Source organism: Sporosarcina oncorhynchi, from assembly GCF_033304615.1.
In the GTDB taxonomy this organism is placed as follows: Bacteria; Bacillota; Bacilli; order Bacillales_A; family Planococcaceae; genus Sporosarcina; species Sporosarcina oncorhynchi.
The window spans coordinates 1,197,412-1,213,520 of record NZ_CP129118.1 but is presented as its reverse complement, the minus strand read 5'-3'; the positions used below and the strand labels follow the sequence as shown (position 1 = coordinate 1,213,520).

Genomic DNA, 16,109 nt, shown 5'->3' with positions numbered 1-16,109 from the left:
CTTTACTTAAATTGACAACTCTTTGGATAACTTATACAACTCTTCATCCTTTTTCGTATCACTTCGTTTAAATACAATTGCCAAATCATAGTCTATCACTGTATGGTTTTGCATACCAATAGCAACACCGCGTTTGCCTTCCTTCAAGACTTCGACCGCACGGGCCCCGTATTGACTCGCAATGACACGATCTCTCGCAGATGGCGAGCCACCGCGCTGGATATGTCCAAGGACGGATACTCTAGTTTCAATACCCGCTTCTCTTTTCAATGAATCGGATAACGCTGTTCCAGACATAACTCCTTCAGCAACAACAATTATACTATGTTTTTTCCCGCGTCCGGATCCGCTTTTTAACCTTGTAATGATATCCTCGAGATCATATTCCACTTCGGGAATTAGAATTGTTTCCGCACCACCCGCAAGACCTGACCAAAGCGCTAGGTCTCCAGCATCTCGTCCCATCACCTCAATGATGAATGTCCGTTCATGCGATGTTGCGGTATCCCTTATTTTATCAATTGCATCGATGACAGTATTAAGGGCGGAGTCAAATCCAATCGTAAACTGAGTGCCAGTTATATCATTATCGATGGTTGCCGGTACACATGCGCACGGAACGCCTAACTTAACTAATTCCGCCGCTCCTTTGAACGAACCGTCTCCTCCGATGATGACAAGGCCCTCAATTCCATGCGCTTTTAATTGCTTCAACGCTTCCTGCCTGCCCTCTTCGGTCATGAACTCAGGTGAGCGAGCAGATCTAAGCATTGTACCGCCACGTTGGATGATGTCACCGACTGAACCGAGTTGAAGCAATTCAATTTTCCCTTGAATTAGCCCTTCGTAGCCATTGAATATGCCGGCCACTTCCATCCCTTCGTAAATCGCTTTACGTACAACAGCCCGTACAGCCGCATTCATCCCCGGTGCATCGCCGCCACTCGTCAAAACACCAATCTTTTTCATCACCACTCCACCTTATCGGTTATTTTTCGATAAAAGACGAAAAGATGCGAGAAATTGCCCGCACCTCTTTTTACTCGGTGAACACACCTATATTACGGAATTTTTCATATCGATGGTCTATTATAGCATTTTCACCCATTTTGCAAAGTACATTCAATGATGAGCGTAAAACTTCTCGTATTTCCAACGCCTGTGCTTTAGGATCTCGATGTGCACCGCCCAGTAACTCAGGAATAATTTCATCAATGATGCCCATTTCCTTCAAATGCGGTGCTGTTATTTTCATCGCTTCAGCTGCTTGTTTGGATAAACTTGGATCTTTCCATAAGATCGAAGCCGCGCCTTCAGGAGAAATAACGGAGTACGTGGAGTGTTCAAGCATATGAATATGATTTGCTACACCTAAAGCAAGAGCTCCCCCACTTCCTCCTTCACCGATGACAATCGAAATAACTGGTACTGTTAATCCCGCCATCTCGACAAGGTTACGTGCAATTGCCTCACTTTGACCGCGTTCTTCAGCCGCCTTGCCTGGATACGCACCTTTCGTGTCAATGAAACAGATAATTGGTCGACCGAATTTTTCAGCCTGTTTCATCAAGCGAAGTGCTTTTCGGTACCCTTCCGGATGCGGCATGCCGAAATTGCGTTTTACATTCTCCTTTGTGTCTTTTCCGCGTTGATGACCGATTACAGTCACTGGTTTCAACTCAAAGAAACCGATGCCTCCAACAATAGCCGCGTCATCACCAAAGGATCTGTCACCGTGAAACTCCATGAACTCCTCGAACAATTCTTCAATATAATCTTTTGTCGTTGGTCGTTGAGGGTGTCTTGCTACCTGAACACGGTCCCATGGCTCCATATTGCTGTATATTTCAGTCTCCAAGTTGCCAAGACGGGTTTTCAAATTCGTAATTTCATCAGACAAATCTACATCATTTGATGAAGTGAACTCTTCCAGCTCAGCGATCTTTTCACGTAGTTTCACGATTGGTTCTTCGAATGCCAATGGTTTACTCATGTCCGTTGCCCTCCCTTACATGCAATCTCAGCAGTTTTGAAAGCGTTTCGGTCAATTCGCCTCGATGAATAACTGCATCTACTTGACCGTGATCCATCAAGAATTCAGCAGTCTGAAAATTCTCAGGTAACTTTTCACGGACTGTCTGTTCAATGACTCTTCTTCCTGCAAAACCAATTAGTGCTTTCGGTTCGGCTAAATTGATATCGCCAACCGATGCAAAACTTGCGGATACACCGCCTGTCGTCGGATAGGTCATAACTGAAATATATAACAATCCTTTGTCAGCATGACGTTTTAATGCAACACTTGTTTTCGCCATTTGCATTAATGAAAGCACACCTTCTTGCATCCGCGCCCCACCACTTGCCGAAAAAATGATGACAGGTATTTTCATTTGCGTCGCTTTTTCAACTGCACGGGTAATCTTTTCTCCTACGACAGATCCCATGGAACCCATTCGGAAATGTGAATCCATGATGGCTACCGCCACTTCGCAATCGCCAATTTTTCCGATTCCTGTCAGCACGGCTTCATTCAGGCCAGTTTTTTTCGCATCCGCTTGAACCTTTTCTGTATAGGATGGAAAATTTAACGGATTCTCAGTTTTTAAGTGATTGTCCATAGATTCAAATGTACCTTCATCAAATAGCAATTCTACGCGCTCCCACGCGGTCATTTTGAAATGATGATCACATTTCGGGCAAACTTTCCCTGTTTTCATAAGATCTTTCGTCAATATGATTTGTCTGCATTCAGGACATTTTGTCATGATTCCTTCTGGCACATCGTTTTTCGCCTTTTCAGAAGGCATCGTAATCGTTTTTTTGTTTTTCTTAAACAACTCTCGAATCATCATTCATTCTACCCCCTCAATTACTTGAATCCAACAATCATAAGATTCGATTGCTTCTGGACCATGGCCGGAAATAATGTTTTCTAAAAGTGCTATAAGCATGCCATGTTCCTTTTCACTCGTCATTTCATCGTAAGGTACTTTGCTATACTGTTTCAACAGGAACCATACTTTCAACGATAGTCGGTTGTCTGTCGCAACAATCATTTCTCGCATAATATCTTCCCGAAGTACGGTGCCTTCATCTGCTATTTTCAACAGAAGACTTCTCCAGACGGGCAAATCTCGTTTCCTGGAATCCGTGCATATTTCTATGATTGCCGCTCTCTCGTGAATGACTCTTGTTCTCTTTACATCCACTTCGGCGTTCGGTTGCTGCATGATAAATGTAGATAACACTTCCACGAGCTGATGCTTCTTAAAGTCAGCGAGAAAAGTACCTTCACCACGACGGGTCTCTATGAGCCCCAACAACTCCAAGCTTCTCAGTGCTTCACGGATTGTAGATCGTCCCACTTGCAGACGTTCAGCCAAGACTCGTTCGGATGGCAATTTATCACCCACAGTGATGCCTTCCGCCTTAATCATCAACTTCAGTTCTTCAACAATATCAAGAAACATCTTAGATGACGGTTTTGTCGTTTGCATTGCGGTGCCCCTTTAAAGTTTCATTATTAAAAAGTGGTCAGACCACTGCTATCTACAAGCATACAGAAAAGTGGGGCGACCGTAAAGTGTAATCTTTTTTTGTTAACTGAAATCAAAAAACCGTCTTGCAAGATTGAACAATCGGGAGTGAGATCTAGTTAGAACCTCATAAATCCGTATGCTTCATCTTGCAGACAGTTTGACATTATACCTTCATGAGTTCCTGAACAAGCATTTGTATTTGCCCATTCCGGTCCTCTACCGTTCCTTCTAGCTGAACCATTGTTAGCTCCTGTAAATGCATGTTCACTAATGCATAGGTTCTCGGGAACAGCGTGCATGATAATTCGCCTGTTTCGTCCTGAAGCGTCAAAAAAGCCATCGCTTCTCCTTTTTTCGTTCGAATTCGTTTTATTTCCCGAATTAGCCCAACAACTTTCACTGAAGTTCTCGCTTTCACTTTAGGAATTTCTGCTAAGTCGACAGCATGACCTCCGACCATCTTCTTCATCTCAACGGCAGGATGTTCGGATAAATAAAACCCAAGCACTTCTCGTTCGTATTCAAGCATTGCTAAACGCGGCATCGTGCCTCCCGGAGAATACTTTGGCTGTGCAATCGAGAAGATGATGTCATGCAGTAAATCATCCCCTTCAGGACTTACAAACATTGCATGGTTTGCTGCCGCGTCAATTGAGGCGAGCAGCACTGAACGATTTTCGCCAAAGTCGTCCAACGCCCCTGATTTAACGAGTGGGAGAATCGCTTTCTCAGAGAAATTAGCGCCCCCGATTGCTGCGGCAAAATCGAATAGCGTTTGCCAAGGCTTGGACGTTCTTGCTTCTTTAATAATTTCATAGAAGGCAGGCGTCACTCCTTTGATAGCGCCAAGACCAATTCGGATGGATGATCCTTCTACAACTGTTGAGTATTTGCTCCTCTGGATAGAGGGCGGAAGAACGACAATCCCTTTTGAACGGATTTCATGAATCAATTCCATTGTTTTTTCCTGATTACCAGTTGCCATCGCCAATAATGCAGCATAGAAATAGACTGGCTCATTCGCTTTGATGAATGCCAACTGATACGAAATTAACGAATAGGCGACAGCATGACTTTTTGGGAATCCATAGTCAGCGAATTTAACGATTAAGTCATAGATTTCCATTGCGGAAATTTCGGGAAAACCATTGTGCACAGCACTCTCCACGAAATGCTCACGCTCTCGCTGCAAAACATCCCTCTTTTTCTTGCTGACCGCCCTTCTGAGCAAATCGGCTTCTGCCATAGTGAAGCCAGCAATCTTTACGGCAATTTGCATAATCTGCTCCTGATAGACGATGATTCCCTCAGTTTCCTTTAAAATCGGCTCCAGTAGTGGATGAATATATCTAACTTTCTCGTTTTCATTTTTCCTTCTGCTATAGAGTGCAATGTTTTCCATAGGCCCCGGTCGATAAAGAGCATTGATTGCGTAAAGGTCTTTGAATTCATCGGGCTTAATCAGACGGAGTGCATCTCTCATACCGTCCGATTCAAATTGAAAAACACCCGTCATATCACCATTTCTAAACAATTCGTACGTCTTTTCATCATTCATCGGAAAATCTTCGAACTTTAACTTTACTCTTTTATCATGTTGTATCATCGAGCTGATTCGGTCTAATAATGTTAAGTTCCGTAGTCCAAGAAAGTCCATTTTCAATAAGCCAACCTCTTCCACATCCCCCATTGCCCATTGGGTCAAATAGAGGTCATCTCCACCATGTTGAACAGGAACTACTTCAACGAGTGGTACAGGGGAAAGAATGATGCCCGCGGCGTGCGTGGACGCATTTCGCGGCAATCCTTCAAGAGCAACAGCCGCTTGTAGCCACTTTGAGCGCAATGGATCGATGGCAATCCAATCCTGTAATGCTTTCGATCGTCTAACCGACTCCTCTAAGTCTTTATGTTGCCCTTCTTTAATCTGTTTTGAAATGAATGCCATTTCTTCCGTTGAGAAATCAAAAACGCGCGCTACATTCCGTGCAACGGATTTTGCCGATAATGTTCCGAACGTAATAATTTGCGCCACATGAGATTTCCCATATTTACTAGCGACATATTCAATGACTTCTGCTCGGCGGTTATCTGCAAAATCAATATCGATATCGGGCATTGTAATCCTGCCAGGATTAAGGAATCTCTCGAAAATCAGTCCGTATTTTATCGGATCCACATCTGTGATTCCGAGTGCAAAAGCGACGAGCGACCCCGCTGAGGAACCACGTCCAGGTCCCGTTAGAATGCCATGTTTCCTTGAATAAGTCATAAAATCTTCGACAATCAGGAAATAATCCGAGAAACCCATCTGATCGATTATGTCTAATTCGTAAGATAGCCGATCCGAATATTCACGGTCTGCTTGTGCGTGTCTTCTGCTCAAGCCCTTTTCACAAAGTTCCCTTAGCATCTCACCCGCTGTCATATTCTCGGGAACGGGAAATGCAGGCATCAATGTTCGGCTTGGAGGCAGTTCAGCAGTACAAGACATCAACATATCTGCCATCGTAGCAATCCACTCAGGCCGATCTGAAAACCATTTATTGAATTCCTCTTCTGTAGGCAAATAGGCATCGACAGCTTCCTGTACAGGTTTTGACGGATCATTCAATTTATAACCTGACCTGATCGCTGTGGCGACATCATACGCAAATGTGTCCTCTTTGGTTAAATACCTCGATTCTTGTATAGCAGTAATCTCCAACCCCGCGTCTGCTGCAATACCTTCTATCAATTCTTCGTCTGGATGCTTTAGTCCGCCAGCTCTTGAGATGCCTACGAAAACCATTTCACACGTTTCTTTTATCAGTTCAATCGTCTCTTTGTCCCTCGATCTTTCCCAAGAAGCATCGGTTGTCGCGCAAATAAAAATGCAACCCTCGCTATAAGCTTTCAACCATTTCAAGGGTAGTGTGTCCTGTTCGCCAATCGCAATGGCACTGCTGATTTTCAGCAGACTTTCATACCCTCGATCATCCTTTGCGTAGCCATATAGTAAAACGATTCGGTCATCGTCAACAGCAAGACGAATCGAAAGTCCAATGGCTGTATGTATGCCGTATTTTTTCATCGTTTTGCAGAATGAGCGGACACCGTACATCCTGGAGTTTACAATACCTACAGTTTTAGCCCCTCTTCTTGTGAGAAGTGGGGCTAAATGGTCTAGCTTAATTATTCCGCGCAGGAGATCAGCGCCGGTCACTATTTGCGGATAGACAAGTACCAACGTAATTCCCCCCTGCAAATTAGTTTGTTGAACATAACACTTTCAGTTTTTCAATAATTTCGTCCGCCTCATGCCAGTTATAGACCGAAGCTCCTGAAGCGAGTGGATGTCCACCACCGTTATATTGTGCCGCAAGACCGTTAATGACAGGTCCTTTTGAACGAAGTCTGACACGGATTTGATCTTTTTCTTCCACAAAGATTACCCATGCACAAATTCCCCGTACATCACCAAGTACACCGACAAGTTGCGATGTTTCACTTGCCGTAACATTGAATTCCTTCAAAATCGTTTGATTGATTTTAATGTAAGCCATTCCTTTTTGATCCATGATGAAGTTTTGATAAATATACCCTTTTAGATGAAGGATTCGACGATCTTCTTCGTACATATCAGCAAACAGTTTCGTGCGATCAAAATCATACTTGATAAGTTCACCCGCAATTTCAAAAGTACGAACAGTAGCACTCGGAAAAATGAACCTGCCTGTGTCACCGACGATGCCGGCAAATAGAAGACGTGCAGCTGTATCAGACATCTTCCAACCGCTATGCTGTTGTCCTTCTAAAAATAATTCGTAGATCATTTCCGACGTTGAACTTGAATCCGTATCCACCCACTTAAGATCGCCGTAAGGGTCGACATTTGGGTGATGGTCGATTTTTATAATATAGCTTCCCTCTTTGTAAAAATCGGCATCAATTCTTTCCGTATTGCCCGTATCCGTCACAATGACCAATGCTCCACTGTAATCCTCTTTCGTCAATTCATCTTGTTTCGCAAGATAATTAAGCAGTTCGTCGTGTGTACCGGAAGCGAAAACCTGCTTATTTGGATAATTAGTTTTAATTAATTCTTTTAGACCAACTTGGGATCCGTATGCATCAGGATCTGGTCTAACATGACGATGGATGATAATCTTATCGTATTTTTCAATTGTGTCGATGATTTGTCTTTTCATTGTCGTTTTCCTCCACTAGTCAATGATTTCTGTTCGCATTCCTTTTAGAAAGCCGCTACAATAGGAACAAGTTCTTTGATGGAGGCTCTTAAAATGAAAACACTCAATTTCTTTCTCGTATTTTTCATTATCGCATCAGGTGTGTTTTACTTCTATTTTAAAACTCGGCAATTCAGAACAAGTCAAGTATTTCCGATCAGGAAGAAATTGTTCGCGAGCCAGGCAGGTATCTATCTGGGGACACTACTTTTCTTCTTCGGCATTAACCAACTCGTTCTTCTAAATGGAAGTATAACTTATGTTGTTGGCGCCTTGTTCATACTGTTTGGCGGCTATGTCATTATGTATAATTTTAAAGCTTCGAAGCATTACAAGCAATTTATCGACGAAGAAACAGAACTTAACACAAACTGATGAGGAGTAGCATCCTCATCAGTTTTTTTATCGTTCGAACAATTGATACATGACCATCGCTTTGGCAATCAATTCTGATTCGGAAAAGAGATCAAAATCCACTTTCACGAAACGCCTGCTCATTTGAAGGATTCTCGGCTCCACGATAATTGTACTCCCCAGCTGGACATGTTTAATGAAGTAAATCGTCATGTTTTCGGGAACACTTTCTCCCCGTTTCCGCATTTTTATTGCACGATTTCCAACTTCCGTCAAAAGCGTTGTCAATGCACCGTAAGATAAGGAACCAAACTGGTTCGTCATTTGCGGGGCAACTGTAAATTCAATGTTTTGCGGCTGATCGGGCACGGCTTTCATTTGGCTTATGACAATATCATCAATTTTCTCGCCTTGTTGAGGCTGTCGTTGTGCCATCTGAAAAGCTTTCAAGACATCCTGCCTGCTAATGATGCCTCCTAAGAGACCATTTTCACCAACGACTGGTAATAAATCCAGCCCTTCCCAAATCATACTGTGACCTGCAGAAGCGACACTTGTTTTCGGATCTACTGTTATCGGATGAGGCGTCATCACTTTCCCGATTGTCTCATTTTCATGCTTTCCGACTGCATCCCTCGAAGTAACAATTCCTATAAGTTTGCCGTTCTTCTCGATGACTGGATAGCCTGAGTGGGACGTTTTACGGTTCACTTGATTGAAATAAGCTACATCATCATCGGGCAAGAAGGTAATTGTTTCCTCAAGAGGTGTCACTATATCTTCTACAAGGAGAATTTCTTTTTCAATCATTTGGTCGTAAATCGCCCTGTTCAACATTGTTGCAACAGTGAACGAATCATAACTAGAGGATATAATAGGTAAATTCAGTTCATTCGCTAACTTCTTTGCTTCATCCGCAGCATCAAATCCACCCGTCACGAGTACGGCGGCCCCTGCGCTCAATGCGAGTTCGTGGGCTTGCTGCCGGTTTCCAACGATTAGCAAACTACCTGCGTCTATATAGCGTCTCATATCATCCAGTTGCATCGCTCCGATGACAAATTTCGTCAATGTCTTATGTAATCCGTCTCGTCCACCAAGTACGACACCATCGACAATATTGACGACTTCTGCGAATGTCAGTCTTTCGATATTCTCTTTCTTCTTCTTCTCAATCCGGATTGTCCCTACACGTTCAATCGTATTGACTAGTTTTTGGTTTTCAGCTTCCTTAATGGCGCGATACGCTGTCCCTTCGCTAACCGATAAAGCTCTAGCCACTTGCCGCACTGAAATTTTTTCTCCGACGGCTAAGCTTTCTATATACCGTAATATCAACTCATGTTTTGTCGACATCTCTTCACCTTTTTCTCTTAGTGCCTATCCTTATTTTATCATATATTGACACGAATGGCGTAAAGGAGATGCCTACTTCTTTTTAAGCTGTAATCGCAGTCACAATTCAACTGATTCTCCGGCTTTCATTATGCGCACTTCATGATCCGTAACCATCTCTTTGAACATATCGGGATTTTGTTCAATTGGTGGGAACGTATTAAAATGAACAGGAACCGCAAGTTTGGGTTTCAATAATTTCACAGCATATGCTGCATCTTCTGGCCCCATTGTAAAGTTATCCCCAATCGGCAGAAATGCGACATCTATCGGATGACGCTTCCCGATCATTTCCATATCCATGAATAGAGACGTATCCCCTGCATGATAGATTGTTTTCCCTTCTGCAGTAAATAGAATTCCTGCCGGCATACCTGTATAAATAATGTCGTTGTTGTCTGTCGTATATGACGAACTATGAAAAGCTTGTGTGAATTTGACAGTTCCAAAATCGAATTCCTTGGCTCCCCCAATATTCATCCCATGTGTTTCAAAGCCCTGCCAACCAAGATAGACTGCCAATTCATTAGGCGCAACGATTAAGGGATTGCATCTTTTCGCAATTTCCATAGTATCTCCAACATGATCATTATGGCCATGCGTCAATAAAATGATGTCGGGAGATTGTTCTTCTACTTTCAAATCCGTTAATTTATTGCCCGTAATGAACGGATCTATAAGAATTGTCTTACCACCCGTCTCGATTTTTACAATTGAATGTCCATGATAAGATATTTTCATCTATAAGCCCCTCCAATTTTATCTTCTGTTTAACATAGTTCGTTATCCAACCATAAAACCCTCTTTTTTGATATGATTGCAATATGCAAACAGGAGGTTATATCATGGAAAAAGTTAAAGAAATACAGCACTTTTTACAAAAGAACGATGTAGATGCGGCATTCATCACGACGCCCGATAATGTGTTTTATGTATCTGGTTTCAAAAGTGACCCACATGAACGCCTGTTAGGTGTCATGATTTTTAAAGACGCAGAACCATTTGTCATCTGTCCATTAATGGAAGTGCCTGACTTGAAAGCGAGTGGTTGGACATTTGAAGCTGTCGGTCACGAAGATACGGATGATGCATGGGAAGTTTTTGCTGCTGCGGCTTCAAAAAGGGGCATTGATTTTAACAAGATCGCAATTGAAAAATCACATTTGACTGTCGAGAGACTGGAACGCATGGAGAAACTGTTCAAAAATGCAGAATTCCCTCGTCTCGACGAACAGCTGAACGATATGAGAAAAATCAAAAGCGAAGATGAACTTATCAAGTTACGTAAAGCAGCTGAATTAGCAGATCATGCCATTGAAGTCGGTTGTAAAGAAATTGCGGAAGGTAAATCGGAACTTGAAATCCTTATGGCAATTGAATTTGAAATGAAACGCATGGGCGCGGAGAAGATGTCCTTTGACACAATGGTATTATCAGGTCCAAAAACCGCATCTCCACACGGGACTCCCGGCGAACGAAAGATCCAAAAAGGCGACTTCATTCTGTTCGATTTAGGTGTCGTCTATGAAGGCTACTGTTCAGATATTACTAGAACTGTTGCGTTCGGTGAACCTTCAGAGGAACAGCGTGAAATCTATGAAACTGTAAAAAAAGCGGAACAAGCCGCAATTGACCTTGTGCGACCAGGGGTAAGAGCGATGGATCTAGATAAAGCTGCTAGAGACATCATTACAGATGCAGGATACGGAGAGTACTTCACGCATCGCCTAGGACACGGTCTCGGTATCTCAGTTCACGAGTTCCCTTCCATCACTGGAACGAATGAGATGGAAATGCAAGAAGGCATGGTATTCACAATCGAACCCGGCATCTATCATCCCGACATCACGGGAGTCAGAATCGAAGACGATGTTGTCGTAACAGCAGATGGCGTCGAAGTGCTTACTAAGTTCCCGAAAGAATTAAAGATTATCAAAGCATAATAAAAACGCTGTCCGATTCGTCATCGGCCAGCGTTTTTTATTATTATTTATTCAACAATGTATCTGCAGCAACATATTCTAGACCTTGTGCTTCAGCAACTGCTTTATACGTTACATGGCCATCAAGTGTGTTAATACCTTTTTGCAACGCAAGGTTGTCAAGGCAAGCCTGTTTGTAGCCTTTATTTGCAATTTGCAATGCATAGGGAACCGTTACGTTTGTCAATGCCATTGTAGATGTACGTGGAACAGCACCCGGCATATTAGCAACCGCGTAGTGGACAACACCGTGTTTCTCATATGTTGGGTTGTCGTGAGTTGTAATACGATCAGATGTTGCAAAAATCCCACCTTGGTCAATTGCGATATCAACTAAAACCGAACCTGGCTTCATCGACTTAACCATATCTTCAGATACCAATTTTGGTGCTTTTGCTCCTGGGATCAATACGCAACCGATGACAAGATCAGAGTCTTTTACAGATTCTGCGATATTAAATGGATTGGAGACAAGTGTCTGAACGTCGTCGCCAAACATTTCATCCAACTGACGAAGACGGTCAACAGACAAGTCAAGAACTGTAACTCTTGCACCCATACCAATTGCGATTTTCGCAGCATTTGTACCTGCCTGGCCGCCACCGATAACAGTTACGTTACCGCGTGAAACGCCTGGTACTCCTGAAAGAAGGATTCCTTTACCGCCATGAATCTTTTCAAGGAATTGCGCACCGATTTGAGTAGCCATACGTCCCGCAACTTCACTCATCGGAGCAAGTAATGGAAGTGAGTTATTGATTTGAACAGTTTCGTAAGCAATTCCGACAACTTTATTATCAAGCATCGCTTTCGTCAATTCCAATTCAGGTGCAAGGTGAAGGTATGTAAATAAGATCAAACCTTCGCGGAAATAACCAAATTCTGAAGCTAATGGTTCTTTAACTTTCATAACCATGTCAGCTTCCCAAGCTTCTTTTGCAGTCGCAACAATTTTTGCGCCTGCTTCGATATAGTCTTCATCCGTGAAACTTGAACCTAGTCCAGCTCCTGTTTCAACTAAAACTTCATGACCTGATGACTTCAAGTTGAATGCACCAGCTGGTGTCATTGCCACTCGATTTTCATTGTTTTTGATTTCTTTTGGAATACCGATACGCATTTCTGATCCTCCTAAATATAAGAAAATTTGTTGGTCGAAACCGAAATATTCGATTCGGCCAATGTACTGTCAATTCTAGCAGATATATTAACTATTTGCTCCCTTTATCGATATCGTGGAATTTTCAGTTTCTCAGCCAAATTTTTGATTGTAACAATTTAGACGTACTTTTCCGGATTTTTTCGGCCTTTTATCGAAAACATAGAGGTTTTCACATAGTTTTATAGAAGATACATACTGTAGAGATAAAAATTAAATGAATGGAGTGGTATGTATGGATTTGAAATATAAACAAATCATTGTCGCGGTGGATGGTTCTAAGGAATCCCGTTGGGCATTTAAAAAAGCGTTGGCTATTTCAGAAAGAAACAATGCAACATTGAACTTGGTGAATATTATCGACACGCGCTCTTATGCGGCAGTCGAAGCGTATGACCGCTCAATTGCGGAACGCGCACAAAAATTCGCGGAAGAACTACTTGGAGAATACAAAACTGAAGCAGAAGCAGCAGGTCTGCAAAACGTTAATATCCATGTTGAATACGGTTCTCCGAAAACGATGATTTCACGTGATTTGTCCAAAAAGCTAGTTGCGGATCTAATCATTTGTGGTGCAACTGGTTTGAACAAAGTAGAACGGTTCCTGATCGGAAGTGTTTCTGAGAATATCGTGCGCTCTGCAACTTGTGACGTGCTTGTTGTACGCACACCTGAAGAAGAAATTTAATTCGCATGCAGCGGATACAGTAACTTCTCGATTTGCATAAAAATCAATTTATCAACATAAAAGAGTCCAATTCGCATATGAATTGGACTCTTTTTGGCTTGTATATTGCGGAATCGTTGTTCAGTTAATGTACTCTAATGTTGGAACAAGTTTTAGTATTACAAGACATAGTATAGTCTTTCAAATGTTGATTTCCGTTCCAGCCTTACGCTTTCCGGAGGGCGTGGCTTGAGCCAAGCGAACAACGAAGAGTTCGCTTTGCCGTATTTCTGTGCACTTCAGAAATTAAGGCATAATTCCAGGGTCTCAAGGCGAGTGCAAAGATATGCTCGAAAAGCTATCGCTTTATCTCGCAAAAGCCGTTCTACGTTACGGCTTTCGCTAATCCTCCCGGAGTCGAAGGCTTGCACTCCAATCAACTTAAAGTGTAGTACTTCACAATCGCGCCAGATTGATGATGGATGGACTAACGTTGTTCCTGTTTTACAATTGGAGATTCTTGTTTTTGCCATTCAGTCGATACGTCGCTTTGCTCAATGAGCTTCTGCCAGTAACTACCCGTTTTCTTATCAAATATGATTATATTTCGTTCATTCACTGAAATAAACTCATATCTGTACTTACCTGCCTTTGTCTTATCAAGCGAATTAGATATGAACCAAGAACCTATAATTATACATAAACCTATAAAAACAGTACTCATACTGTCACTCCTTCTCCTTCAAAATGGCCCTATTCTTGAATACGTGCTTTATAATAACTACTCTCCGTTGCTTGGAGCGGAAGACGGACGACTCCGAAGGGATCAGCGTGCGCCTTGAGACCCCGCAGGGAGCGTTTTTGCGACTGAGGAGGCTCAAGCCACCATAGCTGTCAACTTAAGATAAATGTGTGATTTTTCCGAAATGTTGGTATGTAATAATTACCAACAACTTTTGGAAAGGAGTTCTTTTCATGACTACATCTCAGACAACTCAACTTCTTGAACAGCTTTTTGAAAGTATCCAACCAACACGTGTAGATGAAATTGCGAAGGAAACAGGTTTTATTAAAAGAAAGCGTCTCGTTACTGCAAGTGATTTTCTTGCCCTACTCTTTCAATTTCACGGGAACTTTGCAGGATGTTCTATTCAGGAACTCTGTTCAAAACTAGTCATTGAACAAGATATCCTGATCAGTAGAACTGCCCTAGATAAGAAGTTTACCCCAGAAGCCGCACTGTTTCTTCGACGCCTTGTCCAAGAGATTCTACATCATCAGTTCCTAGAACACGTTCCTACTCATTCTTCTGCAGACCCGTTCCCATTTCTAAGCATCCGCGTGCTTGATGCGACAGCTATCGAAGTACCAGATCATTTGAAAAAACGAGCCGTTAAAACAGAGCAGGAATCTGTGAAAATTCAATATGAGTACGATATCTTGTCAGGTAAAACTACGTTCTTAGATATTGATTTCCAACGTGTGAATGATACAAGAAAGGGTGCTGAACGTTTAGCTTACATCAACGACCATGATTTATGTTTGCAAGATTTGGGGTATTTCAGTTTTGAACAATTTGGCCAGATGCAGGAAAACGGAGGCTTTTTTATCACGAAGCTAAGAAATGATGCCTATCTGGCATTCAAAAACCCTTTTCCTGCTTATCATCAAAACGGAAAAGTGGTTCAAAGTAGCCTGTATCAACGAATTGACCTGGTAAAGCTTTGTGAAAATCTAGAACCTGGTGAATATTTGGAGCTTGAGGGAGTTCATTTTGGTAGGGACTCCCATTTTCCAGCCCGTTGTATTGTGTTTTCACACGATGAAACTCAACGGCAGCACCGCTTAAAAAAAATTCACCGGCGCACTACCAAATCCGGAAAGAAACCTAAGAAAGTTGTAAGTGACCTGGCGGGCATAACAGTTTATATGACAAATCTGCCTGAATCCATTCCCGCAAAAAAGTTGGTAGAATTATATCGTTTGAGATGGCACGTCGAACTATGTTTTAAAACATGGAAATCCTACCTCGGTGTGGATCAATTCAAGGTGATGAAGAAAGAACGGTGGCTCTGTCATCTTTATGGAACACTTCTAGCAATCATCATCAGCCAACTGATAGCTTATCAACTGCGTAATGTCATTTGGGATGAAGAACAGTTGGAAATCAGCGAGATGATCGCCGTACGCACTGTAGCCATAGAATTCTTGCCGAAGTTATATCGAATCTTTATCCACAAAAAGAGGGCGTTGAAGGACTTTTTGTGTCTGGCAATCAGGCTACTCATCAAAACTGCCCGAAAACCAAAGTCATCCAAAGGAACAGCCCTTCAACGCCTTCAATTCAATTAGAGAAAACAATCAACCCTCTCGCTAAAAAAGGAAAATTGTAGTCTCAACATCTCAACAATTCAATTCCCCTAATTTCAAAGAGCAAACCTATTTTATCTTCAGTCCGGCTTAAATAATGGAAGATTTACTCCAAGTCCTTAAGTTGACAGCTATGGGCTCAAGCCACGCCCCTCGGAAAGCGTTCCGACTGAAGCGCAAAGCAACAGTTTTTATACTTCATAATGGCCCGATTCAGGAATTAGCTTTATACATATTACTCTCCGTTGCTTGGAGTGCAGGTGCCGACATCGAGAGGATTAACGAAGGTCGTAACGAAGAACGACTTTTGCGAGACAAAGCGGTAGCCTTTCGAGCATTCCTGCCAAAATCTCAATAATGTACACAGAAATTAAGGCAAAGCGAGTTCATCGTAACTCGCTTAGAAAGCAACAG

14 protein-coding genes are annotated in these 16,109 nt (G+C 42.4%); 4 read left to right on the top strand and 10 right to left on the bottom strand.

Annotated features, from left to right (window positions below; translation table 11 throughout):
* Positions 1 to 6: 6 nt before the first annotated feature.
* The 6 genes from pfkA to QWT69_RS05640 all read right to left on the bottom strand — a co-directional run bounded on the left by pfkA (position 7) and on the right by QWT69_RS05640 (position 7,729).
* Positions 7 to 969: a 6-phosphofructokinase gene (gene pfkA, locus QWT69_RS05665; RefSeq protein WP_317969833.1), complete on the bottom strand. Its 963-nt coding sequence runs from the start codon at positions 967 to 969 to the stop codon at positions 7 to 9.
* A 70-nt stretch (positions 970 to 1,039) separates the two neighbouring features.
* On the bottom strand, positions 1,040 to 1,993 hold the full coding sequence (locus QWT69_RS05660; protein WP_317969831.1) for an acetyl-CoA carboxylase carboxyltransferase subunit alpha: 954 nt from the start codon (positions 1,991 to 1,993) through the stop codon (positions 1,040 to 1,042).
* Positions 1,986 to 2,852 carry an acetyl-CoA carboxylase, carboxyltransferase subunit beta gene (gene accD / locus QWT69_RS05655; RefSeq protein ID WP_317969829.1) on the bottom strand — a complete coding sequence of 289 codons (867 nt, stop codon included), beginning with the start codon at positions 2,850 to 2,852 and terminating at the stop codon, positions 1,986 to 1,988. The genes QWT69_RS05660 and accD overlap by 8 nt, the downstream gene beginning before the upstream one ends.
* Positions 2,853 to 3,497, bottom strand: a complete 645-nt coding sequence (locus QWT69_RS05650; protein ID WP_317969827.1) for a FadR/GntR family transcriptional regulator — start codon at positions 3,495 to 3,497, stop codon at positions 2,853 to 2,855.
* 205 nt (positions 3,498 to 3,702) lie between these two features.
* Entirely contained in the window at positions 3,703 to 6,768 is a 3,066-nt protein-coding gene (locus QWT69_RS05645; protein ID WP_317969825.1) for a DNA polymerase III subunit alpha, read from the bottom strand.
* 19 nt (positions 6,769 to 6,787) lie between these two features.
* Positions 6,788 to 7,729 carry a DHH family phosphoesterase gene (locus QWT69_RS05640; RefSeq protein WP_317969824.1) on the bottom strand — a complete coding sequence of 314 codons (942 nt, stop codon included), beginning with the start codon at positions 7,727 to 7,729 and terminating at the stop codon, positions 6,788 to 6,790.
* 93 nt (positions 7,730 to 7,822) lie between these two features.
* Here QWT69_RS05640 and QWT69_RS05635 point away from each other — a divergent pair, with 93 nt between their 5' ends.
* Entirely contained in the window at positions 7,823 to 8,143 is a 321-nt protein-coding gene (locus tag QWT69_RS05635; protein ID WP_317969822.1) for a YtpI family protein, read from the top strand.
* Between the two features lie 27 nt (positions 8,144 to 8,170).
* Here the strand turns inward: QWT69_RS05635 and QWT69_RS05630 are convergent, their stop codons facing one another.
* Together QWT69_RS05630 and QWT69_RS05625 are read right to left on the bottom strand one after the other, a co-directional pair.
* Complete coding sequence (locus QWT69_RS05630; protein ID WP_317969820.1) at positions 8,171 to 9,478, bottom strand: DRTGG domain-containing protein; 1,308 nt, start codon at positions 9,476 to 9,478, stop codon at positions 8,171 to 8,173.
* Between the two features lie 99 nt (positions 9,479 to 9,577).
* Complete coding sequence (locus QWT69_RS05625; RefSeq protein ID WP_317969818.1) at positions 9,578 to 10,258, bottom strand: metal-dependent hydrolase; 681 nt, start codon at positions 10,256 to 10,258, stop codon at positions 9,578 to 9,580.
* 104 nt (positions 10,259 to 10,362) lie between these two features.
* Here QWT69_RS05625 and QWT69_RS05620 point away from each other — a divergent pair, with 104 nt between their 5' ends.
* Complete coding sequence (locus QWT69_RS05620) at positions 10,363 to 11,460, top strand: M24 family metallopeptidase (RefSeq protein WP_317969816.1); 1,098 nt, start codon at positions 10,363 to 10,365, stop codon at positions 11,458 to 11,460.
* 43 nt (positions 11,461 to 11,503) lie between these two features.
* Here QWT69_RS05620 and ald read toward each other — a convergent pair whose 3' ends face one another.
* On the bottom strand, positions 11,504 to 12,619 hold the full coding sequence (ald, locus tag QWT69_RS05615) for an alanine dehydrogenase (RefSeq protein ID WP_317969814.1): 1,116 nt from the start codon (positions 12,617 to 12,619) through the stop codon (positions 11,504 to 11,506).
* 274 nt (positions 12,620 to 12,893) lie between these two features.
* Here ald and QWT69_RS05610 point away from each other — a divergent pair, with 274 nt between their 5' ends.
* Positions 12,894 to 13,346 carry a universal stress protein gene (locus QWT69_RS05610; RefSeq protein ID WP_317969812.1) on the top strand — a complete coding sequence of 151 codons (453 nt, stop codon included), beginning with the start codon at positions 12,894 to 12,896 and terminating at the stop codon, positions 13,344 to 13,346.
* Positions 13,347 to 13,812: 466 nt separating this feature from the next.
* Here QWT69_RS05610 and QWT69_RS05605 read toward each other — a convergent pair whose 3' ends face one another.
* Positions 13,813 to 14,049 carry a hypothetical protein gene (locus QWT69_RS05605; RefSeq protein ID WP_317969810.1) on the bottom strand — a complete coding sequence of 79 codons (237 nt, stop codon included), beginning with the start codon at positions 14,047 to 14,049 and terminating at the stop codon, positions 13,813 to 13,815.
* Positions 14,050 to 14,300: 251 nt separating this feature from the next.
* On the opposite strand from QWT69_RS05605, the gene QWT69_RS05600 reads away from it, so the two are divergent.
* A complete protein-coding gene (locus tag QWT69_RS05600; RefSeq protein ID WP_317964784.1) occupies positions 14,301 to 15,677 on the top strand; it encodes an IS4 family transposase in 1,377 nt (458 codons plus the stop codon).
* Positions 15,678 to 16,109: the final 432 nt, after the last annotated feature.

Coding starts and splice junctions, on each gene's coding strand:
- QWT69_RS05630 (WP_317969820.1), bottom strand. CDS start 9,478: ATGTCGACAAAACATGAGTTGATATTACGGTATATAGAAAGCTTAGCC.
- QWT69_RS05640 (WP_317969824.1), bottom strand. CDS start 7,729: ATGAAAAGACAAATCATCGACACAATTGAAAAATACGATAAGATTATC.
- ald (WP_317969814.1), bottom strand. CDS start 12,619: ATGCGTATCGGTATTCCAAAAGAAATCAAAAACAATGAAAATCGAGTG.
- QWT69_RS05605 (WP_317969810.1), bottom strand. CDS start 14,049: ATGAGTACTGTTTTTATAGGTTTATGTATAATTATAGGTTCTTGGTTC.
- QWT69_RS05625 (WP_317969818.1), bottom strand. CDS start 10,258: ATGAAAATATCTTATCATGGACATTCAATTGTAAAAATCGAGACGGGT.
- pfkA (WP_317969833.1), bottom strand. CDS start 969: ATGAAAAAGATTGGTGTTTTGACGAGTGGCGGCGATGCACCGGGGATG.
- QWT69_RS05600 (WP_317964784.1), top strand. CDS start 14,301: ATGACTACATCTCAGACAACTCAACTTCTTGAACAGCTTTTTGAAAGT.
- QWT69_RS05660 (WP_317969831.1), bottom strand. CDS start 1,993: ATGAGTAAACCATTGGCATTCGAAGAACCAATCGTGAAACTACGTGAA.
- QWT69_RS05650 (WP_317969827.1), bottom strand. CDS start 3,497: ATGCAAACGACAAAACCGTCATCTAAGATGTTTCTTGATATTGTTGAA.
- QWT69_RS05620 (WP_317969816.1), top strand. CDS start 10,363: ATGGAAAAAGTTAAAGAAATACAGCACTTTTTACAAAAGAACGATGTA.
- accD (WP_317969829.1), bottom strand. CDS start 2,852: ATGATGATTCGAGAGTTGTTTAAGAAAAACAAAAAAACGATTACGATG.
- QWT69_RS05635 (WP_317969822.1), top strand. CDS start 7,823: ATGAAAACACTCAATTTCTTTCTCGTATTTTTCATTATCGCATCAGGT.
- QWT69_RS05610 (WP_317969812.1), top strand. CDS start 12,894: ATGGATTTGAAATATAAACAAATCATTGTCGCGGTGGATGGTTCTAAG.